The following is a 23424-nucleotide window of genomic DNA, read 5'->3' on the forward strand; positions in this document are numbered from 1 at the left end:
TGCGGACTTCCGACTCAGCCCTTGACAGACTTGATCAACAGCTGCGCGACGTCGACCACTTCGAGGGTTTCCTTGGCCTCGCCGTTGTTCTTCTTCTCGTTGATCGCGTCGCCGAGCATCACCATGCAGAACGGGCACGCGGTGGAAACGGTGTCCGGATTCGTGGTCAGCGCCTCGTCCACCCGTTCGGTGTTGATGCGCTTGCCGATGCGCTCCTCCATCCACATGCGGGCACCGCCGGCGCCGCAGCAGAAGCCCCTGTCCTTGTGCCTGTGCATCTCCTGGGTCTGCACGCCAGGCACCTTCGACATGATGTCGCGCGGCTGGCTGTAGACCTTGTTGTGACGGCCGAGGAAGCACGGGTCGTGGTAGGTGATCTTCTCCTCGATCGGGGTGACCGGGGTGAGCAGGCCCTCGTCCACGAGCTTGGCCAGCAGCTGGGTGTGGTGCACGACCTCGTAGGTGCCGCCGAGCTGCGGGTACTCGTTGGCGAGGGTGTTGAAGCAGTGGGGGCAGGTCGCGACGATCTTCTTGACGCCCGCCTCGTTCAGCGTCTCGATGTTCTGCTGGGCGAGCATGTTGAACAGGAACTCCATGCCCAGACGGCGGGCCGGGTCACCGGTGCACGCCTCGGCCGGGCCGAGTACCGCGAACTTCACGCCGGCGATGTGGAGCAGTTCGGCGACGGCCTTCGTGGTCTTCTTCGCCCGGTCCTCCAGGGCGCCCGCGCAGCCGACCCAGAACAGGTACTCGGTGTCCTCGGGCATCTTCTCGTCGATGAGCGTGACCTCGAAGTCAAGCTCCTCGATCCAGTCGGCCCGCTTCATCTCGGACATGCCCCACGGGTTGCCCTTGTTCTCCAGGTTCTTCACCATCACTCCCGCCTCGGACGGGAACGACGACTCGACCATCACCTGGTAGCGGCGCATGTCGAGGATGTGGTCGATGTGCTCGATGTCCACGGGGCACTGCTCGACGCAGGCGCCGCAGTTGGTGCAGGACCACAGCACGTCCGGGTGGATGACGCCTTCCTCGCCGACCAGCGGCTTCTCCAGCAGCGCGAGCACGTCGGTGTCGGCGTGGCTGGTGTCGCCGCCCTGCAGCAGGTACGGCGCGACCTTGAAGGCGTGGTCGCGCTGGTCGAGGATGAGCATCTTCGGCGACAGCGGCTTGTCGGTGTTCCACGCCGGGCACTGCGACTGGCAGCGACCGCACTCGGTGCAGGAGTAGAAGTCGAGGAAGCCCTTCCACGTCGTGTCAGCGATCTTGCCGCGGCCGAGCCGTTCGGGGTCGAGGTCCTCGTCCTCGAAGTCGACGGGCTTGCCGTCGATGCGCAGCTCGGGCGCGCCGCCGAGGCCGTCGGGCCGGCGGGAGAAGAGCACGTTCAGCGGCGCGGTGAAGATGTGCAGGTGCTTGGAGTTCACCACGATGACGAGGAACACCAGCATGAAGCCGATGTGCAGCAGCAGCGCGATCTGCTCGAGCAGGTGACTGGCGGGAAGCGCCTTGCCCAGGGCCAGGGACACGAACGCGCCGCCGTCGTAGGGGAAGTTGCCGTTGGCGGCCGCCGCGCCGCGGGCGAGGAACAGCGTCCAGATGATGTTGAAGATCATGAACAGGACGAGCCACGCGCCACCGAGGTGCGAACCGGAGAAACGCGACTTGCGGCCCAGCGCCTTCGGGGAGTTCTTGATCCGGATGACAGCGAACGCGATCAGGCCGAGCACGCACGCCACCGCGATGAAGTCCTGCAGGAAGCCCAGCACCGACCACTGCCCGATGAGCGGGATGTGGAAGTCGGGCCTGCCGGTGATCGCGCCCTGGATGATCGCGCCGTAGGCCTCGATGTAGACCGTCAGGAGGATGAAGAAGGCCCACATGACGAAGAAGTGCGCCACGCCCGAGGGAGTCCACTTCAGCAGCTTCTTCTGCCCGAAGACCTCGACGAGCTGCGCCTTGATCTCATCGCCCACGTTCGCCTTGGCGTACTCGACGCGCTCGGGCGCGGGCGGGCCCACCGTGGCGAGCTTGAACAGGAACAGCGCTCGGCGACCCGCGAGGGCGACCGCCGCCGCGGTCATCGCGAGCCCGATGATGGCTACCCAGAGCACATGTCCTCCCACAGACTGCGTTGGCTGCCCACTATCCTACCGACGGGTAACATTTGGTCGATACGGGCCCGCCGCGACCATAGTAGAACGATGCTCTACGGGGCCAGATAGCGCTGCACGGTCGGGCCGAGCAGCTCCACCAGATCCTCGATGTCGGCGGAGGCCAGCGGTTCGAGCACGAGTACGTAACGAGCCAGCACCACCCCGATGAGCTGGGCGAACGCCGCCTCGATCCGCAGGTGTGACACGCCGAGACCGTCGGCCACCCGGTAGAGCAGCGCGTTGGTGATGAACTCCCGCATCATGTTCACCGCCTGCTCGTTCGTCATCGCCGAACGCACCAGCGCGAGCACGGGAGTCCTGGCCTCCTCGTCGGCCGTGACCGTGAGGATGAGCCTGACCAGCCGCTCGCCCACCTCCTCACGCGGCCCCTCCAGCAACTGGCTCAGCACCTCGACGGGGTCGACGGGCAGGTGCATCGCCGCGACGAACAGCCCCTCCTTGGAGTCGAAGTAGTGGTGCACGAGCGCCGGGTCGACGGCCGCCTCGCGGGCGATGCCGCGGATCGTCGCCTTGTCGAAACCCTTCTCCGCGAACACCTGCCTGGCCGCCGCCAGGATGTCGCCCCGGGTGTCGGAGGCGCCCGGCCTGCGTCCCGTGCGGCGCTTGACGGTCATCGGCCGACCGCCAGGTAGACGCGCATGGGGACGGTCAGCACGCCTTGGGGGAAGACCCTGAGGAGTTCGGCCCGCTGCATGGCGACCAGCTCGTCGGCGGCCTCCTGCGGCATCGTCACCATGTAGGAGTGGGAGCGCAGGTCGAGCAGGAAGTCGTCGACGGTGACCAGCCGCGTCCAGTGCAGCCAGCGCTCCTCGACCGGCAGCGTCGCGGCGATCTGCGGCACGTTCCACTCGGGCAGCGCGGGGCCCCAGTAGGTGGAGCACGACTCGGCCAGGCGCACCTCGTAGGCGGCCAGCCAGTCGGCCCTGCCCGCGTCGGTCGTGTTCCACCAGGCCGCGATCGCGCCGTCGTCGCGCAGCACGCGCCGCGCCTCCGCGACGGAGACCGCCGGGTCGAGCCAGTGCCACGACTGGGCGTAGGTGACCAGGTCGGCGCTGCCGTCCCTGATCGGAAGCAGGTTGCCGTCACCCTGCACGGCCGCCACGGTGCCGCGGCCCTGCCCCCTGGCCACCGGCAGGGCGGCGCCGTCGTAGGGGGGCTCCTCGGAGGCCACCGGCATGGCCGCGCCGTCGCCGGGGAGTTCTTCGGCGCGCGGCTCGGCCGTACTCGAGGAGAGGTCGCGCGCCACCAGCCGCGCGAGCATCTCGCGCCCAGGGTCGAGGGCGACCACGCGGGCGCCGCGCTCCCGCAGGGCACGCGCGGAGATGCCGGTGCCCGCGCCGACGTCCACCACCGTCGCGCCCGCCAGCTCCACGCCCGACATCTCGCCGAGGGCGCGGAACAGCTCGTCGGGGTAGCCGGGACGGGCCGCGTCGTAGGCGTCGGCGACCCGGTCGAACACCCTGCCGAGCGAGCGAGAGGGGCCAGTGAAACTCATGAGATCACTTTGCCCCACGTCGGGCTCATCTAGACGCCGCAAGGTGCAGCCTGGCGAAGGCGAGCCCCTCTGCCAGGTCGTCGATCCTCTCGGTACGGCTGGCCGCCTTGCGCGTGTTGATCTCCAGCACGACCACCCCGCCGAACCCGGTCGTCGCCAGCCGTTCGAGGATCGGCGCGCACGGCTGGTTGCCCCTGCCGGGCACCAGGTGCTCGTCCTTGTTCGACACCCCGAGGCCGTCGGCCAGGTGCAGGTGCGCGAGCCTGTCGCCGAGCTTGACCGCCATCTCCATCGCGTCGGAGCCCGAGACCGCCGTGTGCGACAGGTCGAGGGTGACCTGCGGGAAGGCGTAGTCCATCGGGTTCCAGTCGGGCGAGTACGGCACGACGTCGTTGCCCCGCGCCTTGAGCGGGAACATGTTCTCCACCGCGAAGATCACGTCGGTCTCCTCGCGCATCCTCGCCAGGCCGTTCTCGAAGTCGCGGGCGTAGTCGCGCTGCCAGCGGAACGGCGGGTGGACCACGACCGCCCGCGCGCCGAGCCGTTCGGCGGCCTTCTGCGCCTTGAGCAGCTTGGCCCACGGGTCGCGCCCCCACACGCGCTGTGTCACCAGCAGGCAGGGCGCGTGGATCGCCAGCACCGGCACCTGGTAGTGGTCCGACAGCCGCTCGATCACGTCGATGTCCTGGCTGACGGGATCAGCGCCCACCATGATCTCCACGCCGTCGTAGCCGAGGCGCGCGGCCAGCTCGAAGGCGTCAGGGGTACGTTCCGGATATACCGAAGCCGTGGACAATGCGATCTTCGCATTGGGCACGCGGATGACATCTGCCACGCTGCCAGCCTACGCGCGAGGCCGTACCGTGGGGCCATGCCGCGCATCGCCAACGGAGCCATCCCCAGCCCGAACATCTGGAACACCCCCGCGATCTACGAGCTGGAGAACCGCGCGGTCGACCCCGAGGGCGTCGCGAACGCCGCGATGCGCGCGATCCGCCCATGGGACGGCGCGACCGTGCTCGACATCGGCTGCGGCACCGGCTACCACCTGCCCTCCTTCGCCGCCTCCGCCGCCAGGGTGATCGGCGTCGAGCCCCACGGCGACCTGGTCGGCCTGGCCCGCCGCCGCTGCTCGGGTCTCGCCAACGTGTCCGTCCACGCGGCCACCGCGCAGGCGCTCCCGCTGCCCGACGCGAGCGTCGACGTGGCCGTCGCCAGGTGGGCGTACTTCTTCGGGCCCGGGTGCGAGCCCGGGCTGCGCGAGCTCTCCCGCGTGGTACGGCGGGGCGGCGCGGCGTTCGTGATCGACCTGGACGCTTCCCGAGGTTCGTTCGGCAGATGGTTCCAGCGGACCGTGCCCACGTATGCGCCGAAGGACGTGGAGGACTTCTGGTCGCGGCAGGGATGGAAGCGGGACGAGCTCGATCTGCGGATGGTCTTCGAGCGCAGAGCCGACCTCGAGGCGGTGCTGCGCATCGAGTTCACGCCGGAGGTGGCGGAGGAGGCGATCAGGGAGACGAGTGGGGTCACGCTCGCCTACCCGAACGTCCTTCGCTGGCGCTACTTCTGACTCCCCTTTTGTCGGCATTTCGGGACCCTGCTTGACCTTGACACCAACGTCAACGTTTAGCGTGGGAGGCATGCGGATCGGAGAGCTGGCCGAACGGACTGGCGTGAGCGCCCGCTCCCTGCGCTACTACGAGCAGCACGGGCTGCTCAGCGCGCGCAGGGGGCCGAACGGCTACCGCGAGTACTCCCTCGAGGACGTGAAGCTGGTCAGCGAGATCCGCTCCCTGCTCACGGTCGGGTTCACACTCGAGGACGCCCGCCCGTTCGTCGACTGCCTGCGTGCGGGTCACGCGACGGGCGCCGCGTGCGCGGAGTCGGTCGCCGTCTACCGGCGCAAGCTGGCCGAGATCGACGAGGAGATCCGCGTCCTGCTCGGCAGGCGGGCGGAGGTGGCGGGCCAGCTCACCGCGGCCTGCCCAGGATGTTTCGTGAAGGAGAATCGTGATCAAGCTGACGACTGAGAACTTCGAGGAGCTCGTGCTCAAGAGCTCCGAGCCCGTCCTGGTGGACTTCTGGGCGGAGTGGTGCGGGCCCTGCAGGATGGTGGCGCCGGTCCTGGACCAGATCGAGGCGGAGCGCGGGCTGACCATCGGCAAGCTCAACACCGACGAGAACCCCGAGATCATGACTCGCTACGGCGTGATGGGCATCCCCACCCTCCTGCTCTTCGAGAACGGCGAGCCGGTGAAGCAGGTCGTCGGCGCCAAGCCCAAGCGCATGCTGGAAGCCGAACTCGGCCTGTCCTGAGCCCTTCCCGAACCCCGCGGTCCGCCGTCGGCCCCCTTCCCATCCCATGGCCGGCGGCGGAAGCGCGTGACCGGAGGTGCGGTCAGCCCCTCGCGCGGTCGAAGAGCGCCGGTGGGTGTCGACCGTGAACTTTCGCCCCAGACGGCGCATCAAACACCTACATGAATAGCTTTCAGAAAAGCCTCGTGCTATCCGTGGCATCACTCGTCTCGGCTGGGACGCTGATCGCCTCGCCCGCCCACGCTGCTGTCGCGAAGCCCGGCTGTCCCGTGCCGAGCAAGGCGGAGATCAAGCGATCCATGGCGTCCGCCTCCGACCAGCCGCCGAAGGGCGCCACCGCCCTCAAGGGCGTCCGCGTCGACCACATCCCGTCGGGCTTCAAGACGGGTCAGGTCGTCACCAGCAAGCACGGCGGCATCTCGGAGTACGGCTACCAGTGGGCCGACGACCGCAGCGAGGTCGACCTGAAGCAGAGGTCCCTGTGGGTGCGGGTGGTCTGCTGGCCGCAGGCGCGGAAGCTCTCCCAGCTGAAGAAGGGCCCGTTCGACATCGGGACGTTCACAGGGGACCCGAAGACCGCGAGGATCGGCGGTCGCGAGGTGCTCATCCAGGACGGTGACGGCGCCCTCGGCCACGGGAAGTACGTCGGCTGGGTCGAGCGCGAAGGCGTCGTGGTCACCGTGATGGCCAGCCAGCCGCTCGTGCCGGAACTGGACAAGATCGTCAAGGGGATCCACCTGCGCTGACGCACGCGGAGGCGTCGGCGGGGCGGGCCCTCCCCCCGTCGCCGTCGCGATCACCGTCACCGTTGCCGTCTCGGTCACGATCACCTTCGCCGTTGCCGTTGCGGTCGCCGTCACGATCACCGTCACCGTCACCATCGGTTGCCAACCCCGTCGCCGGGAGTCGGCGCTGGAGTCGAGTTAGGCTGCCGTCGTGGTGGAAGGGCTCAGGGAACGGAAGAAGCGGCAGACACGCCGGCACATCTCCGACGTGGCGACCGGCCTGTTCGTGGAACGGGGCTTCGAGCAGGTCACGATCGCCGAGGTGGCCGAGGCCGCGCAGGTGTCGGTGAACACCGTCTACAACTACTTCCAGAGCAAGGAGGACCTCGTCCTCCCGCCCGACGAGGCGTCTCCGCAGCGGCTCGCCGACATCGTGCGCAACCGCCCGGTCGGCGAGCCCGCCGTACGGGCCGTGCTGGCCCATCTGCGTGACGAGGTGCGCGGCCGTGACCGCAGGTTGGGGCTGACCGAGGGGTTCGGCCGGGTCTTCGAGATGATGCGGGCCGCCCCCACCCTGACCGCGAGGCTGGAAGCCCTCGGTCAGCAGATGACCGACGCGCTCGCCACCGTCCTCGCGGAGGAGACAGGGGCCGCGCCGGACGATCCACTGCCTCGGGTGGTCGCCTGGCAGGTCGGCGGCTTCCACTCACTGGTCTACACGGAGATCGGCACGCGTACCGCGGCGGGCCAGAGCCCCGACACGATCGCCGAGGCCGTGCTGGTCCTGCTGGAGGCCATCGAGGACGTGCTGGGAGAACGCGTTCTCAGCTACGCCGTGCGGGAGAACTGATCGCGCTTCGTCGTGGCTCACGGATCCACCGAGGACCGTGGCTCCCGGGACGCCTGATCCGGATGCGGCGGATTGTCGGCGGGGCAGGCTAGCCTGCTCGGCATGGCACCCAAGACCGCGCAGAAGCCCGGATACCGCTGCGCCGAGTGCGGCTGGCGCACCACCAAGTGGGTCGGCAGGTGCGGCGAGTGCCAGGCGTGGGGCACGGTCGACGAGGAGGGCGCGAGAGCGGGCGTCCACGTGGTGCAGCCGGGTGCCACCAGCGGCCCAGCCGTACCGATCGGCGACGTCAAGGCGGAGATCGCGACCGCCCGCACCACCGGCGTGAGCGAGCTCGACAGGGTGCTGGGCGGCGGTCTGGTGCCGGGGGCGGTCCTGCTGCTGGCGGGCGAGCCCGGCATCGGCAAGTCCACCCTGCTCCTCGAGGCCGCGGCGCGCATCGCCGAGCGGGCCACCGTCCTCTACGTCACGGGCGAGGAGTCCGCCGCCCAGGTCCGACTGCGCGCCGACCGCATCGGCGCGATCCGCGACAACCTCTACCTCGCGGCCGAGACCGAGCTGTCGGCGCTGATGACCCACGTGGAGAAGGTCCAGCCCCAGCTCCTGATCGTCGACTCGGTGCAGACCGTGGGCTCCGCCCAGGCCACGGGCGTCCCTGGGGGCGTGACGCAGGTGCGGGAGGTGGCCGCCAATCTCGTACGGCTGGCCAAGGAGCGCAACATGGCCGCCGTCCTGGTCGGCCACGTCACCAAGGAGGGCTCGATCGCGGGCCCCCGCACGCTCGAGCACCTCGTCGACGTCGTGCTCAGCTTCGAGGGCGACCGGCACTCCAGGCTGCGCATGGTCCGCGCGATCAAGAACAGGTTCGGCCCGACGGACGAGGTCGGCTGCTTCGACCTCCACGAACGCGGCATCGAGGGCATCACCGACCCGAGCGGCCTGTTCGTCTCCCGCCGCAGCGAGCCCGTCCCCGGCACCTGCGTCACCGTCACCGTCGAGGGCACCAGGCCGCTTCCCGCCGAGGTCCAGGCGCTGGTCGCGCGCACCGAGGCCCAGCAGCCGCGCCGCACCTCCTCGGGCCTCGACCCCTTCAGGGTGCAGATGATCCTGGCCGTCCTCGAACGCAGGCTCAACGCCAGGCTGGGCGGCTGCGACGTCTTCACCGCCACCGTCGGCGGCATCAAGCTCGCCGATCCCGCGGTCGACCTGTCGGTCATGCTCGCGGTGGCCAGCGCGGCGGGCGACAAGCCGCTGCCCCAAGGGCTCATCGCCCTGGGCGAGGTGGGGCTGGCCGGCGAGCTCAGGCCCGTGCGCGACGTCCGTCGCCGGTTGTCGGAGGCGGCGCGGCTGGGCTTCAAGCGGGCGCTCGTCCCGCGGGGCTCGTTGGAGGACGACGGCCGCCGCCGTCCTGGCGAGCAACGCGCGCTCGTCCCGGTGGGGCCGGTCGCGTTCGCACCGGGGTTCGAGGTGATGGAGGCGGAGAACGTCTGGGACGCCCTCACCCACGTCACCTGATCGTCACGGCAACGGTTGGATAACGACTGCGCGGATTCCACGACGCCCATCACGGTCTCCAACGTCAGTAAGGGAGATGAAATCGCACGGGACGGGCAGGAGGAAGAGCGGTTCCAGGGATCTGACGTGACGGCGCCCAGCCCCGTGGGCCCGCAGTAGCGTGATGGACAGCGCGGGACCGACGGACCACGGTGGCCTATCGTCGGCTTGCCGTAGAGACAGGAGCGGGTTGTCCCCCTGACTGCGGCTCGCCGGGAGACGGAGGCGAGGTTGTCCTGCGAGAACGGCCTGCCCGTCCGAGAGGGAGCTCTCGGATGAGGATGGGGTTGATGAGACTGCGGGTACGGCACACAGGTTGGCCGGTAAGCTGGAATTTGACTAGAACACGGGGGTCAGGTGGCAATCGACAGGAGTCTTGACGACCGTCGTCGTGCGGCCCTCGCCTCGGTTGCTCCGGGCACTCCGCTGAGAGACGGCCTGGAGCGCATCCTGCGCGGCCAGACGGGCGGCCTCATCGTGCTCGGCTACGACAGCGTGGTCGAGGAGCTGTGCAGCGGCGGATTCGAGCTCGACGTGGAGTTCTCCGCGACGCGACTGCGCGAGTTGGCCAAGATGGACGGCGCCATCGTGCTCCGCCCCGACGATCACAAGATCGTGCGGGCCGCGGTGCACCTCGTGCCCGACCCGTCCATCTCGACCGACGAGTCAGGCACCCGACACCGTACGGCGCAGCGCGTCGCCAGGCAGACCGGCTTCCCGATCATCGCGATCAGCAAGTCGATGCGGATCATCGCCCTCTACCTCGACGGCATCCGCTACGTCCTGGAGGAGTCGGCGGCCATCCTGTCCAGGGCCAACCAGGCCCTTGCCACGCTCGAACGCTACAAGCACCGCCTCGACGAGGTCTCCGGCACCCTGTCGGCGCTGGAGATCGAGGACCTGGTGACGGTCCGCGACGTGGCCGCCGTCGCCCAGCGCCTCGAGATGGTGCGCAGGATCTCCGAGGAGATCCAGGGTTATGTCGTCGAGCTCGGCACCGACGGCCGCCTGCTGTCCCTGCAGCTCGACGAACTGGTCGCCGGGGTCGACTCCGACCGCGAGCTGATCGTGCGCGACTACCTTCCCGCGTCGTCGGCGCGGACCAGGCGCAGGGTCGCCGACATCCTGCACGACTTCGACGGGCTGTCGGCGAGCGAGTTGCTCGACCTGTCGGCGGTGGCGCAGGTGCTGGGGCGCGGCGAGAACGAGACGCTCGACAGCCCGGCAAGCCCGCGCGGGTTCCGGCTGCTGGCGAAGGTCCCCCGGCTGCCGGCGACAGTGGTCGACCGGCTGGTGGACCACTTCGGCGGGCTGCAGAAGCTGCTGGCCGCGAGCGTCGACGACCTGCAGGCGGTGGGCGGGGTCGGCGAGTCGAGGGCCAGGAGCGTTCGCGAGGGGCTGTCGCGGCTGGCCGAGTCCAGCATCCTCGAACGCTACGTCTGAGCCCGCCGCTCCCTGTGGCTCGCCCCGGAGAAACGACCCCATCGCCTCCCGGACGAGCCCGGCGTGCGGCGCGTTCAGCGGAGGTGGAAGACCGCCTTGGGGCTGCGCATCCCGCCCGTCCGCACCACCGCGACATACGTGCCCGGCAGCGCGTCGGCCCGCCTGGCCGAACAGTCGGTGCCCGAGCGGCGACGGTCCCAGTCGAGGCTGCGAACGTAAGGGATGCCGCGCTGCAGCTTGTGGATCTCGACCCCCTCACCGCTCACGCAGTCGGACGTCGACCACACCCGATCGCTGCCCGACGTGATCCGGATCTCCATCGCGCGCGGACCCACATCGGCCGTGCACATCACAGGACCGGTGTTGACCAGGGTGACCATGAAGTTCGGCTGGGTCTGGGACGTGTAGACCTCCTGCCGCTGCTCCAGGTTGAGCACCAGGTCCTTCTCCTCGCACGGCATCCCCGCCCTGCGCACCTGGTGCGTCGGCGACGGAGAGGGGGAAGGAGACGGTGAAGGGGAAGGGGTGGCGCGCGCCTTCGGCGGCTTGGGGGTCGGCGTCATCGTCACGGAGGGCAACCCTGCGAGCACCGGCTCCCCCGACGGCGCGGACGCCTTCTCCGTGTTCGCGGCGTGCTGCGGTCCACCTGTGGCCGAACACGCCCACGCCACGAAGGCCACCACGACCAGCACCCCGACGAGTACGGTCATGCGCCGCCGCCAGTAGACATCCCCAGTGCCGCCACGCAGGGTATCCGGATCCATACTCACAGGATGCTGAAGCCCCACGCACGGAGGGTGACGACACGCCGTAACCCACTAGTCTGAGCGGGTGGCCGACCCGAACCTCCTACGAGAGCCGATTCTCGACTGGTACGCGGACAATGCCCGCGATCTCCCCTGGCGCCGCCACGACGCCACCCCGTGGGGAATCCTGGTCAGCGAGATCATGCTCCAGCAGACCCCCGTCGTCCGTGTCCTGCCGGTGTGGGAGGAGTGGATGCGGCGCTGGCCCACCCCTGCCGACCTCGCGGCCGAACCCCCCGGCGAGGCCGTACGCCACTGGGGTCGGCTCGGCTACCCGCGCAGGGCGCTGCGCCTGCACGCCTGCGCCAAGGCGATCACCACCGAGCATGGCGGCGAGGTGCCCTCCGACCACGCGACGCTGCTGGCACTGCCCGGCATCGGCGAGTACACCGCCGCGGCCGTGGCCAGCTTCGCCTTCGGCGGCAGCCACCCCGTGCTCGACACCAACGTCCGCCGCGTGCTTGGCCGGACGGTCCGTGCGGAGGAGTACCCGCCGACCGCCACCACGGCCGCCGAACGCCGCCTCGCTCACGACCTGCTGCCCCTCGTGGGCGCGCCCGTCTGGGGTGTGGCGGTCATGGAGCTCGGCGCCTTGGTCTGTACGGCACGCAGCCCCCGGTGCGAGCGCTGCCCCGTCCAGGCGCAGTGCGCTTGGCGCCTCGCGGGGAAGCCTCCTGGCCAGGCCCGCAAGGGCCAGACGTATGACGGCACGGACCGGCAGTGCAGGGGACGCCTGCTCGCGGTGTTGCGCGCGGCGCACGGCCCGGTCCCGAAGACGGCGCTCGACGCGGCCTGGGACGAACCTGTCCAGCGGGAACGCGCCCTCGACGGGCTCATCACCGACGGCCTGGCCGAAGTCCTGGACGACGGCACCTACCGCCTACCCACCTGAACCACCACACCGAGCCCCGGCGCAGGGACCCGGAGTCCGGTGCGGCGGGGTCAGGCGGCGAGTTGGAGGCCCAGGGAGGTGAGGTTGGTGCGGGCCCAGTCGAGCTCCTCGGCCAGCATCGACACCAGCGCCCCCGGGCCCTTGGCGCGACCCGGCACCATCAGGTTGTGGGTCTCGACCTCGATGTGCGCGGTGCCGTTCACGGCGCCCGACAGGATGGCGGTCAGCGTGTCGTGCAGGACCGCGCCGGTGTCGGTGTGGTTGTGAACGTGTCCCAGCTTGACCACCGGCGCGCCGACCTCGGCAAGCCCGCGCAGCGCCGCACCAGGCTCCTCGCCACCACCGCACGCGAGGTGACAGGCGTCGAGGCATACGCCGAGGTGTTCGGAGTCGATGCCGCCCACCCGCTCGAGGGCCTGCTCGGTCGTCTCCAGGACGCATCCGGGCCACGGCTCGAAGCCGACCCGAATCGTCTTCCCCGTGACGCTGTAGATGCCGCGCAGCTCACGGGCCAGGCGCTCCAGCCTGCGGGTGGCGATGGCGTGCAGGTCGGCGGGCCAGTCGCGGCGCCACCCGATCGGGATGGTGGAGATGCTGCCGAACCGCACGTCCTCCGGCAGCAGGAAAGCGAGGATCTTGGCGAGGGACATCGTGTAGCGGTAGCGCTCGGGCTTGGCCCAGTCGGGGCCCGGCACCTCCTGGTTGCGGCCGCCGGTGCCGTTCAGGCTGACCACTTCGAGACCGCGCTCCTCGAGGGAGCGGCGCAGCCGTACCAGCTCGATACGGTCGGCGATCAGGTGGTCGGCCACGGCGGGCGAGAGCCACAACCCGACGCCCATCCGCTCCACGGCGAGGCGCTTGCGCACAGGTACGGCGTAGCGGGTCAGGTGGGCGATCAGGTTTTCGAGGTCCTCGGCGGGGTGCACGCCTGCGTTGTAGGCCAAGTGAACGAGCGTTCCGTCGTCGTGACGCAGGCGCATCGGCTTCCTCCACGGCTTGCACTGGGTGTTGTGTCCATCGCCCGGACATACGCCGAGCTTGCCCGCCCGGCGGGGGCCTCCGCGTCCGCCCTGAGTTGATTCCTGACTACGCCTCAGGGATTAGCCCCAACCTAAGGACGCCGTCTTGTGGGTCACTTGTGCGGGACTTGGCAGTCTTTACTCTACAGATTGTAGTACTACTTCCCGTGGCGGTGTAGCGGATCTCGACCTGGAGTCACCGATCTGACACCAAACCGATGCAACCAAGCCCGCCATCCGGCCTGCCACCGCCCATCCCGCGCCCCCAAGAGCATCCGACAGAAGCCGACCTGTTGCGCGGTTTGATGTGCGCCGTGGCGGCGAGAAGCGAAGTCCTGCTGGGCGGCGCGCCTTCGACGGACGGCACCACGTGCCGGACGGAGGCGCCTGGCGGGGCTTGCCGTGGAGAACGACCGGGCATGTCGGGGCGACGCCCACCAGAAGAACCCACTACCCGGATGACCCGGCTTCCCGAGGGGAGACGAACGGAGCCGTCACGCGGACGCCCCGGCCTCTCGAGAGGACCCCACGAAAAGGCAGGGCCCACGTGGGAAGTCCCACGCGGGCCCTGTCGCAACCCTGCGCTAGTTCTGGATCGGCTCCGCGATGGCGGCGGCCGAGTCGGGAACGCGCGAGGCGGTCTCGCCGATGAAGGTGAACTTGGCGTTGTCGCCCTCACCCTCGATGTCGATCTTGACCACCTGGCCGGGACGCAGCTCGCCGTACAGGATCTTCTCCGACAGAGAGTCCTCCAGCTCGCGCTGGATCGTACGGCGGAGCGGACGGGCGCCCATCACCGGGTCGTAGCCGCGGTCGGCCAGCAGCTGCTTGGCGGCGGGCGAGACGTCGAGCCCCATGTCGCGGTCCTTCAGGCGCTCGTCCACCTGGGTGAGCATCAGATCGACGATCTTGATGATCTCCTTCGGGGTGAGCTGGTGGAAGACCACGATGTCGTCGACACGGTTGAGGAACTCGGGCCGGAAGTGCTGCTTGAGCTCTTCCTGGACCTTCGACTTCATCCGGTCGTAGTTGGACTCCGCGTCGTTGGACTTCGCGAACCCGACCCCGATGCCCTTGGAGATGTCCCTGGTGCCGAGGTTGGTGGTCATGATGATGACCGTGTTCTTGAAGTCGACCACCCGACCCTGGGCGTCGGTCAGGCGACCGTCTTCCAGGATCTGCAGCAGCGAGTTGAAGATGTCGGGGTGGGCCTTCTCGATCTCGTCGAACAGGACCACGGAGAACGGCTTGCGCCGCACCTTCTCGGTCAGCTGGCCGCCCTCTTCGTACCCGACGTAGCCGGGCGGGGAGCCGAACAGCCTGGAGACGGTGTGCTTCTCCATGAACTCCGACATGTCCAGCATGATCAGAGCGTCTTCGTCGCCGAAGAGGAACTCCGCCAGGGCCTTGGACAGCTCGGTCTTACCGACACCCGAGGGGCCGGCGAAGATGAACGAGCCGCCGGGACGGCGCGGGTCCTTCAGACCGGCGCGGGTGCGCCGGATGGACCGCGACAGGCCCTTGATGGCGTCGTCCTGGCCGATGATCCGCTTGTGGAGCTCGTCCTCCATGCGGAGCAGGCGCTGGGACTCCTCCTCGGTCAGCTTGAAGACAGGGATGCCGGTGGCGGTGGCCAGGACCTCGGCGATGAGCTCCTGGGTGACCTCGGCCACGACGTCCATGTCGCCGGCCTTCCACTCCTTCTCGCGGCGCTCGCGCTTGAGCTGGAGCTGCTTCTCCTGGTCGCGGAGGGCAGCCGCCTTCTCGAAGTCCTGCGCGTCGATCGCGGACTCCTTGTCGCGACGGACGTTGGCGATCTTCTCGTCGTACTCGCGCAGGTCCGGCGGAGCGGTCATCCTGCGGATGCGCATCCGGGAACCGGCCTCGTCGATGAGGTCGATCGCCTTGTCGGGAAGGTAGCGGTCGCTGATGTAGCGGTCGGCCAGCTGCGCGGCGGCCACCAGCGCGTCGTCGGTGATGGACACGCGGTGGTGCGCCTCGTAGCGGTCGCGCAGACCCTTGAGGATCTCGATCGTGTGGCTGAGCGAAGGCTCGGCCACCTGGATCGGCTGGAAACGGCGCTCCAGCGCGGCGTCCTTCTCGAGGTACTTGCGGTACTCGTCAAGAGTGGTGGCGCCGATGGTCTGCAGCTCGCCGCGGGCCAGCATCGGCTTCAGGATGCTGGCGGCGTCGATCGCGCCCTCCGCCGCGCCCGCACCCACGAGCGTGTGGAGCTCGTCGATGAACAGGATGATGTCGCCACGGGTGCGGATCTCCTTGAGCACCTTCTTCAAGCGCTCTTCGAAGTCACCGCGGTAGCGGGATCCAGCCACCAGCGCGCCGAGGTCAAGCGTGTAGAGCTGCTTGTCCTTCAGCGTCTCGGGGACCTCGCCCTTGACGATCTTCTGCGACAGGCCCTCGACGACGGCGGTCTTGCCGACGCCGGGCTCGCCGATGAGAACGGGGTTGTTCTTGGTCCTCCTGGAGAGGACCTGCATGACCCGCTCGATCTCCTTCTCACGGCCGATGACCGGATCCAGCTTGCCCTCGCGGGCCGCCTGGGTCAGGTTGCGGCCGAACTGGTCGAGCACCAGGGAGGTGGAAGGCGCGGACTCCTGCGGGCCGCCCGCGGCGGCCGGCTCCTTGCCCTGGTAGCCGTGGAGCAGCTGGATGACCTGCTGCCGGACACGGTTGAGATCGGCTCCAAGCTTGACCAGCACCTGGGCTGCCACACCCTCACCCTCGCGGATGAGCCCGAGCAGGATGTGCTCGGTGCCGATGTAGTTGTGACCCAGCTGCAAAGCCTCACGGAGCGACAGCTCAAGAACCTTCTTGGCCCGCGGGGTGAACGGAATGTGCCCCGACGGAGCCGATTGGCCCTGGCCGATGATCTCCTCGACCTGCTGACGCACACCCTCAAGGCTGATGCCGAGGCTCTCCAGAGCCTTGGCGGCTACGCCCTCACCTTCATGGATCAAACCAAGAAGAATGTGCTCAGTGCCGATGTAGTTGTGGTTGAGCATCCTGGCCTCTTCTTGGGCCAGGACGACAACCCGCCTTGCTCGGTCGGTGAACCTCTCGAACATCTCGTCGCTCCTCACAGAGCGGTCAGTCAGGCCGGTAAATCCGGTCCCGTCCTCCCGCATGCTAGCCCTGGCTCGGCGAACCATGCCTCTTGCCGCTGACACGCTCTATAGCAGAGACGTTCCCCGAGAGCAGGGCGTTCACCCTCCATCCAACTACCTACTGGGGGTGCTGTGTTCCCGATACGCCGCAAGCGAACGACGTTTAGCGCGCGGGCCATCGCCCGCACGACACGCCCGGGTTTTCACGGGCAAACACGATCATGCGCTTATGGCGATCTCCGGGGTTCTAGGCGATCGGCATAAGCGCATGATGTCAGTGCGCTGCTTCGTACTTCTCCACGATCGCGGAGGAGATGCGCCCGCGCTCGCTGACCTGGAGGCCGTGGGCCTTCGCCCACTGCCGAATCTCGGAGCTCTTCTCACGGCTCATCGAACGTGCGCCTCCGCGCACCCGGCGACGGGCGGCAACGGCGCCCGACTTGCGAGCGGACGAGACGAAAGGCGTCAGCGCGTCCCTCAGCTTCTTGGCGTTAACGTCGCTGAGGTCAATCTCATAGGACGCTCCGTCAATGGCGAAGCTGACCGTCTCATTGGCCTCGCCCCCATCGAGGTCATCGATGAGAATCTCCTGGATCTGCTTGGCCATCTACGGAATCCTTTCCCGGAGCATTGTTTCATTCGCCTGCCAAACATATACCCGAAAAGGCGACGAGACAATTCAGCGCTTCGCGGATTCTCTGACAACTCAGCCAGATCCGGTTCCCGGCGGACCCGTCCTGTTTGGACGGCGCCCGGCGGCTCATTCCGCCCCACTCCGCCTCATGGGGTTTGTGGGAGACGCGCCCTTTATGCACGAGCCGCCCGGCGACGGGGCGCGGGACGGCTGTTGTCGACTCTCCGCCCCGACGATAGCGCCCCCAAAGACGGCGACCACCAGGCGGGGTGTCCCACCTAGCCTAATGCCAGTCTCTCCAGAGTTCTTACCCGATCGCCCGGAAAATCCTGAAAAATCGGTTCCTGGCGGTAGATGCACACTTCAGTGAGGGTCTTTGATCACCAAGGAACCCGCCCACCTGTCATGCAACCCCCGTTGCAAGGGCTTGTCGATCAAGATAGACAGCCCGACGGCGAACACGAGGATTCCCACGACGACATTGGCGCCAGGAATCTCCAGGAGGGCGATGGGCCCCGGATAGAGGATCGCGCGTTTCGACAGATCCACCAGCGACAGCCGCCGCCCCGGAGCGGGCGCCAGGCTTATCTTCATGATCACCTTCCCGAAGGTGCGGCGGTGCCGGTAATGCGCCTGGCAGTCATAGCCCGCATAAGCCAGCCCGATGACGAGCCAGGCCAACAACCCCGGCAGCCAGTCGCCATACACCGCGAGAAGGCCTACAGTCCGCAACAAACCCCAGGCCGCGATGAACAGGATGTAATAGAAGACCCCGATGACGAGGGCCTCAATGCTTCGCGCGACGAGCCGTTCCCACCAATCAGCCGGTACGGCCCGCACTCCCGCCGGCGGCGCGACCATAAGGCCCATTCTGTACGCCCGCCGACCGCGATTACAGGGCCTAGGACACGAAAACGGGAGCCGGCCTCATGCCGACCCCCGTTTTACAGGTATCGCCTTACTTGATCTTCACGACGACGGTGTTCGCCACCTTGTCGGCGAAGGTCTGCTGCAACGGCTTGTCCCAGAGCTGGGAGGCGGCGTTGACGCCCATCGCGGCGAACGCGAGAAGCCCGCCGAACCACGGCACCAGGTTGAGAATGGCACCGCCCCAGGTGATGGCCGCCCGCTTGATCGCGGCGTCGCTGGATAGGCCGCCGGGGCCCACGGTTCCACCGACCGGGACGATCTTGATGCCCATGACCATCTTGCCCAGAGTCTGTCCCTTGGACTTGGTCAGCAGGAACTCGTAGCCCACGTAGAACAGTGTTGCGATGACGGCGAGGATCGCCGTGAGCACGCCCGCGCTCAGGCCGCTCGTCGCACCGGTGTTGATGTCGTAACTGGCGAACAGGACCGCGAAGAGGATCGCGCTCATGATGAACCAGAAGATCCCGAAGATCACGCCGTCGACGATGCGGGCGACCAGACGCTGCCACCACTCGGCGAGCGGGGCGGGCGCGCCCGGCGGCTGCACTCCGGCCGGAGCCCCGTACGGCTGGCCGTAGCCGGGCTGCCCGTAGGCGGGCTGCTGCTGCTGGCCGTAGCCGGGCTGGGCGTAGGGCTGCTGCTGGCCGTAGGGCGACTGCTGGCCGTAGCCGGGCTGCGACTGGCCCTGCTGACCGTAGCCCTGCTGGGGCTGCTGACCGTAACCGGGCTGCTGGCCGTAGGAGGGCTGCTGCTGGCCATAGCCAGGCTGCTGACCGGACGCGGGCTGGCCGTAGCCGGGCTGCTGGCCATAGCCGGGCTGACCGTACTCCGGCTGCTGGCCGGAGCCGGATTGACCGTACTCCGGCGGCTGGCCCGAGGAGGCCTGCTGGCCGTACCCCTGCTGCTGACCGTAGTCCGGCTGGCCGTAGCCGGGCTGCTGGCTGGAGGAGGGCTGCTGCTGGCCGTAGCCGGGCTGCTGGCCGTAGGAGGGCTGCTGCTGTCCGTAGCCGGGCTGCTGGCCGTAGTCCGGCTGCCCGTAGGAGGGCTGCTGCCCCGAGGAGGAGGGCTGCTGGCCATAGGGAGGCTGCTGCTGGCCGTAGCCGGGCTGCTGGCCCGAGGACGCGGCCTGCTGGCCGTAGCCCTGCTGCTGACCGTAGCCGGGCTGGCTGTAGCCCTGCTGGCCGTACCCCTGCTGCTGCTGGCCGTAGCCCTGCTGCTGACCGTAGTCGGGCTGCTGCGCCTGTGACGGCTGACCGTAGCCGCCGCCGTCCTGGCGGTAGCCGACGATCGTCACGTCAGGATCGGGCTGCTCGCCCGGGCGTCCTGCGTTCTGCTGACCGTATCCGGAATTCTCATCAGGTTGATCCTGCGGATACGGCGGCTGTCCGGTGCTCACCGTGTCACCTCGCTTCGATGGCGCATGTGGCACATGTCAGGACACATGCTTGCTGTTGCCCAACGTATCGACATGAGTATCAACAATCACCTTTCCTCTTGGTCAACGCCATAGTCAACTGCTTCCAGATGGAGCAGCATCCTGGTGTTGCCAAGGGTGTTGGGCTTGACGTGCTCGAGGTCGAGAAACTCGGCCACACCCTCGTCGTAGGAGGCCAGCAACTCGGCGTAGACCTCGGGCGATACCGGAGTTCCCTGGATCGGGACGAAGCCATGCCGGGTGAAGAAGTCGACCTCGAACGTCAGGCAGAAGACCCTCCGAAGCCCCAGGTCGCGGGCCGTTCTCACCAGCGCGGTAACAATACGGTGACCGATACCTGAACCTTTGACCGCGGGGTCCACGGCGACCGTGCGAATTTCGGCGAGATCCTCCCAGAGCACGTGGAGCGCGCCGCAGCCGACGACCTGGCCGCCGCGCTCGGCGACCCAGAACTCCTGGACATCCTCGTACAGCGTGACCGTGGCTTTTTCCAGCAGCTTTCGGCCCGCTCCCGCGTAGATGTCGACCAGGCGCCTGATCGACCTGACGTCCGGCGTGCGGGCTCGCCGTACGACGATCTCGGTGTCCTGCATTGCGCGCTCGACGACCTGCTCCATGGCCCTTCAGCGTACCTAGCCCGTTTCGGCCCATCCTTAACTGCCGTCACATGGCGCTCTGTAGCGAGGCGAGCACAGTCCGCATCTCTGCACGACAAGCCCGACAAACCATCGTGAATCTCAGTAAAGGCTTTGCAACCTCCTGGTCGATCGGCCTTTTGTGTGATCTGCCCGTGATCCTTCGGATGCGCTTCCTCTACTGGATTGGCAGTTCTGGTTGAGCACGAACCTTGCTTGCACTAGTGTCCACCGACGATGTCCCCCACGCGCCAGGCGTGGAGACACGCCTAATCCCCCACACGGGGAGCCGGGGACCCGCCGGCGGCCACCAGCCGTCAAGGGGTGAGTCCGAGCTCGCGCTCGGTAGGGCTGCTCCGGCCCGAACCCGTCAGCTAACCCGGTCGGCGACTACGAGAGGAGCTGGTTGGTGAAGCGCAGGCGCATCCGCGAGGGGAAGTCCGCGGGCGAGCACGCCCGCCCCCACGAACCGGGTTCCTACAGGAAACGGTTCGCGATCGTGGGCGCCGCGATGGCCGTGCTGGCCCTCACCACGCCTCTGGGCTCGGCCACTGCCGATCCCAAGCCGTCGCTCAAGGAGCTCTCCAAGCGCGTCGAGAAGCTCCACAACGACATCGAGACGCTCACCGAGCAGTACAACGGCCAGCGCGAGAAGCTCAAGAGCGTCAAGAAGTCCGCGGACAACGCCAAGAAGATCCTGGCCACCAGCGAGGCCGACCTGGCCGCCAAGCGGGCGCGGGCCACCCTCCTGGCCGAGAGCACCTACATGTCCGGCGGCCTCACCGACGGGCTCGCCTTCGCCAACTCGGCCGACCCTGACGCCTTCCTCGACGCCGCCGCCACCTCCTTCGCCCTCAACCAGCAGCAGGGCCAGGAGGTCAAGGCGCTCGCCGATTCCATCGCCGCCGCCGAGAAGGCCAAGGCGACGGCCAAGACGCGGCTGGCCGAGGTCCAGAAGCTCGTCGACGACCTCGGCGGCAAGCGCGACAAGATCACCTCGATGGTGGCCAAGGTCGAGAGCAGCCTGTTCAAGAGGGCGATCGGCGAGGCCGGCCGGCCGGGCACCCGCGCCACCAGGGTCAACCTGCCGATCATCGGCAGCGGCAAGGCGGCGGAGGCCGCGCGGTGGGCGCTGACGCAGCAGCTCAAGCCGTACGTGTGGGGTGCCGAGGGTCCAGGCTCCTACGACTGCTCGGGGCTGGTCATGGCCGCCTACCAGCGCGTCGGCATCAGCCTGCCGCACTACACCGGCGACCAGTGGACGGCCGGCACCCACATCACGCGCGAGCAGCTGCGCCCCGGCGACCTGGTCTTCTTCTACAGCGACCTGCATCACGTGGGCATCTACCTCGGCGGCGGGATGATGGTGCACGCGCCCCAGACCGGCGACGTCGTCCGGATCGCCGCGATCGGCAACAGGCCGTTCGCGGGAGCCGTCCGCATCGCCGACTAGACGGGACCGTCCGCAGCCGACTGGGCGGGACCCGTCCACACCACCGACCCGGCCGCGCCGCCGATCAGCGTCGGCTAGATGAGTCTTCGGCGCGCCGCCCAGGCCACCGCCTCGATCGCCGTGGCCACGCCGATCCTGTCGCAGATGACGCGCAGGCGACGACGGACCGTGCGGCCGCTGATCTCCAGCGTCCTGCCCACGCGGTCGACCGTGACGCCCTTGGCCAACTCCGCGAGGAGTTCCAGGTCATCCTGGCTCAGCACGACTCCGTCGTCGGTGAGCACATCCATCGGGAGCCCTCCCACCAACAGCACAACCCTGCGACGTCTCGGCCCGAGCAAGCCGCTCGTCTCGCAGACGGTAAACGCATACGGGAAAGGTCGTCAAGGTCGATTCGCTCGACGCTTGACGGCGGCTATTGACTTGATCGTTTCTATATGAAGAACTCGGATGGCGCGTGGTGCGCAGAACGATCCACAACCGCCTTACAGGAAACTGTCCTTATCCGGAATTTCGCCCTGATTGTTCGCCGTCCAGTTGGGCGTCATAGCGTTCGCGGGCGAGCTCGACGTCCTCGATGTGACTCTCGGCCCATTCCTTGATCGCTGCCATGAGTGGCAACAGGCTCGTTCCGAGTGGTGTGAGGCGATAATCGACCCGCACGGGCACCGACGCGGTCACCGTTCTGGAGACCAGACCGTCCCTTTCCAGCCCGCGAAGTGTCTGGGTCAGCATCTTCTGACTCACGCCCGCCACCATCCTGGCCAGATCGCTGTAACGCATCGACCCATTGGCAAGAGCGGTGAGCACCAGACTGACCCATTTGTCGCTAAGAGCGTCGAGCAGCTTCCTTGAAGGGCACTGGGCGATATAGGCGTCATAGGCCTGCTTGGCCTCGGCGCGGCGCGCGGCCGCCGTCATGGTCGCCAACGGAGCTCCCTCGGGTGAGTAACGCACTTCCAGGTGCCTTCTTACCAGAAGAGAGCAACACTCCCTAGCGTCGGCGGCATGACGACAATGCGTGCACTCATCGGGGGGTCAGGCTCTCCCGAGCTCATCGACGCACCGATCCCTCAGGCGGGGAAGGGCCAGGTGCGGATCAAGGTCGCGGCCGCGGGTGTGAACCTGTTCGACCTCGCGGTCGCGGCGGGAACGCTCACCGACTACGGCGTCGCCCGCGAACTCGACTCCTACGGGCTCGGCTTCGACGCGGCAGGCGTGATCGACCAGGTGGGCGACGGCGTCGCCTTCACACCCGGCCAGGAGGTGATCGCCATCGTCGGCCGGCTCGAACTGCCGACCAAGGCCCAGGCGGAGTACGTGGTGGTCGACGCCCACGCGGTCGCGCCCGCGCCGCAGGGGATCTCCGCGGTCGAGGCGGCCACACTGCCGCTCAACACGCTGACCGCTTGGCAGGCGCTCGACAGGACCAATCTGAACCAGGGCCGGACCGTGCTCGTCACGGGCGCCGCCGGTGCGGTCGGCGGGTTCGCGGTGGAGCTGGCGGCCGCCCGGGGCCTGCGGGTGGTCGCCGCGGCGGGGAGGGACGACGAGGAACTGGTGCGAGGGTTCGGCGCCGAGTGGTTCGTCTCTCGGGATGAGGACCTCGGCGAGGCGGTCAGAGAGCGGGTGCCTCACGGGGTCGACGCCGTGATCGACGCCGCGGTGACCGGGCTGGCTGGGCTGAACGCGCTGCGCGACGGCGGCGTGTTCATCACGCTGACGGCGGGCGTGGCGCCGGTCGCGCTGCGCGGGACGGACGTGACGACCGTGTTCTTCAGGGAGGAGCCGCGCCAACTCGCCGAGATCTCGCGGCTGGCCGGCCTCGGCCGCCTCACCGCCAGGGTCGCCGGCACCTACCCGTTGGAGAAGGCCGCCGACGCGCACGCCCGCCTCGCCGCCGGCGGCCTGCGCGGCCGCCTGGTCCTGACTCCTTGA

23 protein-coding genes and 1 riboswitch are annotated in these 23424 nt (G+C 68.4%); of the genes, 10 read left to right on the forward strand and 13 right to left on the reverse strand.

Going from position 1 to position 23424, the window contains the following annotated elements:
* Positions 1 to 14: 14 nt before the first annotated feature.
* The 4 genes from AB0B45_RS30755 to AB0B45_RS30770 all read right to left on the reverse strand — a co-directional run bounded on the left by AB0B45_RS30755 (position 15) and on the right by AB0B45_RS30770 (position 4504).
* Positions 15 to 2111 (reverse strand): (Fe-S)-binding protein, encoded by a 2097-nt coding sequence (locus AB0B45_RS30755; protein ID WP_358137619.1) that lies wholly within the window; start codon positions 2109 to 2111, stop codon positions 15 to 17.
* Between the two features lie 95 nt (positions 2112 to 2206).
* A complete protein-coding gene (locus AB0B45_RS30760) occupies positions 2207 to 2788 on the reverse strand; it encodes a TetR family transcriptional regulator (RefSeq protein ID WP_358137622.1) in 582 nt (193 codons plus the stop codon).
* The gene (locus AB0B45_RS30765; RefSeq protein ID WP_358137624.1) at positions 2785 to 3669 is read right to left on the reverse strand and encodes a class I SAM-dependent methyltransferase; all 885 of its coding nucleotides are present in this window, start codon (positions 3667 to 3669) and stop codon (positions 2785 to 2787) included. Before AB0B45_RS30765 ends, AB0B45_RS30760 begins: the two co-directional genes overlap by 4 nt.
* A 25-nt stretch (positions 3670 to 3694) precedes the next feature.
* Positions 3695 to 4504, reverse strand: coding sequence for a sugar phosphate isomerase/epimerase (locus tag AB0B45_RS30770; RefSeq protein ID WP_358137627.1), 810 nt, complete (start codon positions 4502 to 4504; stop codon positions 3695 to 3697).
* A gap of 36 nt (positions 4505 to 4540) precedes the next feature.
* On the opposite strand from AB0B45_RS30770, the gene AB0B45_RS30775 reads away from it, so the two are divergent.
* The 7 genes from AB0B45_RS30775 to disA all read left to right on the forward strand — a co-directional run bounded on the left by AB0B45_RS30775 (position 4541) and on the right by disA (position 10557).
* The gene (locus AB0B45_RS30775) at positions 4541 to 5239 is read left to right on the forward strand and encodes a methyltransferase domain-containing protein (protein WP_358137630.1); all 699 of its coding nucleotides are present in this window, start codon (positions 4541 to 4543) and stop codon (positions 5237 to 5239) included.
* Positions 5240 to 5309: 70 nt separating this feature from the next.
* On the forward strand, positions 5310 to 5699 hold the full coding sequence (locus AB0B45_RS30780; protein ID WP_358137632.1) for a MerR family transcriptional regulator: 390 nt from the start codon (positions 5310 to 5312) through the stop codon (positions 5697 to 5699).
* The gene (gene trxA / locus AB0B45_RS30785; RefSeq protein ID WP_358137635.1) at positions 5680 to 5985 is read left to right on the forward strand and encodes a thioredoxin; all 306 of its coding nucleotides are present in this window, start codon (positions 5680 to 5682) and stop codon (positions 5983 to 5985) included. The genes AB0B45_RS30780 and trxA overlap by 20 nt, the downstream gene beginning before the upstream one ends.
* 194 nt (positions 5986 to 6179) lie before the next feature.
* Entirely contained in the window at positions 6180 to 6731 is a 552-nt protein-coding gene (locus AB0B45_RS30790) for a hypothetical protein (protein WP_358137637.1), read from the forward strand.
* Positions 6732 to 6921: 190 nt separating this feature from the next.
* The gene (locus tag AB0B45_RS30795; RefSeq protein WP_358137640.1) at positions 6922 to 7560 is read left to right on the forward strand and encodes a TetR/AcrR family transcriptional regulator; all 639 of its coding nucleotides are present in this window, start codon (positions 6922 to 6924) and stop codon (positions 7558 to 7560) included.
* 102 nt (positions 7561 to 7662) lie between these two features.
* Positions 7663 to 9075, forward strand: coding sequence for a DNA repair protein RadA (gene radA / locus AB0B45_RS30800; protein ID WP_358137643.1), 1413 nt, complete (start codon positions 7663 to 7665; stop codon positions 9073 to 9075).
* Positions 9076 to 9471: 396 nt separating this feature from the next.
* A complete protein-coding gene (disA, locus tag AB0B45_RS30805; RefSeq protein ID WP_358137645.1) occupies positions 9472 to 10557 on the forward strand; it encodes a DNA integrity scanning diadenylate cyclase DisA in 1086 nt (361 codons plus the stop codon).
* A 74-nt stretch (positions 10558 to 10631) separates the two neighbouring features.
* Here the strand turns inward: disA and AB0B45_RS30810 are convergent, their stop codons facing one another.
* Positions 10632 to 11321 carry a hypothetical protein gene (locus tag AB0B45_RS30810; RefSeq protein ID WP_358137648.1) on the reverse strand — a complete coding sequence of 230 codons (690 nt, stop codon included), beginning with the start codon at positions 11319 to 11321 and terminating at the stop codon, positions 10632 to 10634.
* A gap of 67 nt (positions 11322 to 11388) precedes the next feature.
* Between AB0B45_RS30810 and AB0B45_RS30815 the strand changes: the two genes are divergently transcribed.
* Positions 11389 to 12255 (forward strand): A/G-specific adenine glycosylase, encoded by an 867-nt coding sequence (locus AB0B45_RS30815; protein WP_358137651.1) that lies wholly within the window; start codon positions 11389 to 11391, stop codon positions 12253 to 12255.
* 50 nt (positions 12256 to 12305) lie between these two features.
* Here AB0B45_RS30815 and AB0B45_RS30820 read toward each other — a convergent pair whose 3' ends face one another.
* The 6 genes from AB0B45_RS30820 to AB0B45_RS30845 form a co-directional block, all read right to left on the reverse strand.
* The gene (locus tag AB0B45_RS30820) at positions 12306 to 13235 is read right to left on the reverse strand and encodes a TIM barrel protein (protein WP_358137653.1); all 930 of its coding nucleotides are present in this window, start codon (positions 13233 to 13235) and stop codon (positions 12306 to 12308) included.
* A 623-nt stretch (positions 13236 to 13858) separates the two neighbouring features.
* Entirely contained in the window at positions 13859 to 16360 is a 2502-nt protein-coding gene (locus AB0B45_RS30825) for an ATP-dependent Clp protease ATP-binding subunit (RefSeq protein WP_358137655.1), read from the reverse strand.
* Between the two features lie 313 nt (positions 16361 to 16673).
* Positions 16674 to 17006 (reverse strand): Lsr2 family protein, encoded by a 333-nt coding sequence (locus tag AB0B45_RS30830; RefSeq protein WP_358137658.1) that lies wholly within the window; start codon positions 17004 to 17006, stop codon positions 16674 to 16676.
* Between the two features lie 390 nt (positions 17007 to 17396).
* Complete coding sequence (locus AB0B45_RS30835; RefSeq protein ID WP_358137661.1) at positions 17397 to 17894, reverse strand: RDD family protein; 498 nt, start codon at positions 17892 to 17894, stop codon at positions 17397 to 17399.
* 97 nt (positions 17895 to 17991) lie between these two features.
* On the reverse strand, positions 17992 to 19359 hold the full coding sequence (locus AB0B45_RS30840) for an RDD family protein (RefSeq protein ID WP_358137663.1): 1368 nt from the start codon (positions 19357 to 19359) through the stop codon (positions 17992 to 17994).
* Positions 19360 to 19445: 86 nt separating this feature from the next.
* Positions 19446 to 20015 carry an amino-acid N-acetyltransferase gene (locus AB0B45_RS30845; RefSeq protein WP_358137666.1) on the reverse strand — a complete coding sequence of 190 codons (570 nt, stop codon included), beginning with the start codon at positions 20013 to 20015 and terminating at the stop codon, positions 19446 to 19448.
* A gap of 274 nt (positions 20016 to 20289) precedes the next feature.
* A riboswitch (cyclic di-AMP (ydaO/yuaA leader) is annotated at positions 20290 to 20437 on the forward strand.
* 5 nt (positions 20438 to 20442) lie between these two features.
* Between AB0B45_RS30845 and AB0B45_RS30850 the strand changes: the two genes are divergently transcribed.
* On the forward strand, positions 20443 to 21486 hold the full coding sequence (locus AB0B45_RS30850; protein WP_358137669.1) for an NlpC/P60 family protein: 1044 nt from the start codon (positions 20443 to 20445) through the stop codon (positions 21484 to 21486).
* A 74-nt stretch (positions 21487 to 21560) separates the two neighbouring features.
* On the opposite strand, the gene AB0B45_RS30855 is transcribed toward AB0B45_RS30850, so the two are convergent.
* Positions 21561 to 21776 (reverse strand): LuxR C-terminal-related transcriptional regulator, encoded by a 216-nt coding sequence (locus AB0B45_RS30855; protein ID WP_358137671.1) that lies wholly within the window; start codon positions 21774 to 21776, stop codon positions 21561 to 21563.
* Between the two features lie 211 nt (positions 21777 to 21987).
* Positions 21988 to 22407: a helix-turn-helix domain-containing protein gene (locus AB0B45_RS30860; RefSeq protein WP_358137849.1), complete on the reverse strand. Its 420-nt coding sequence runs from the start codon at positions 22405 to 22407 to the stop codon at positions 21988 to 21990.
* A gap of 87 nt (positions 22408 to 22494) precedes the next feature.
* Here AB0B45_RS30860 and AB0B45_RS30865 point away from each other — a divergent pair, with 87 nt between their 5' ends.
* Positions 22495 to 23424, forward strand: a complete 930-nt coding sequence (locus AB0B45_RS30865; RefSeq protein WP_358137674.1) for an NADP-dependent oxidoreductase — start codon at positions 22495 to 22497, stop codon at positions 23422 to 23424.

Origin of the sequence: Nonomuraea sp. NPDC049152 (genome assembly GCF_040648355.1) — a bacterium.
Classification (GTDB): Bacteria; Actinomycetota; Actinomycetes; order Streptosporangiales; family Streptosporangiaceae; genus Nonomuraea.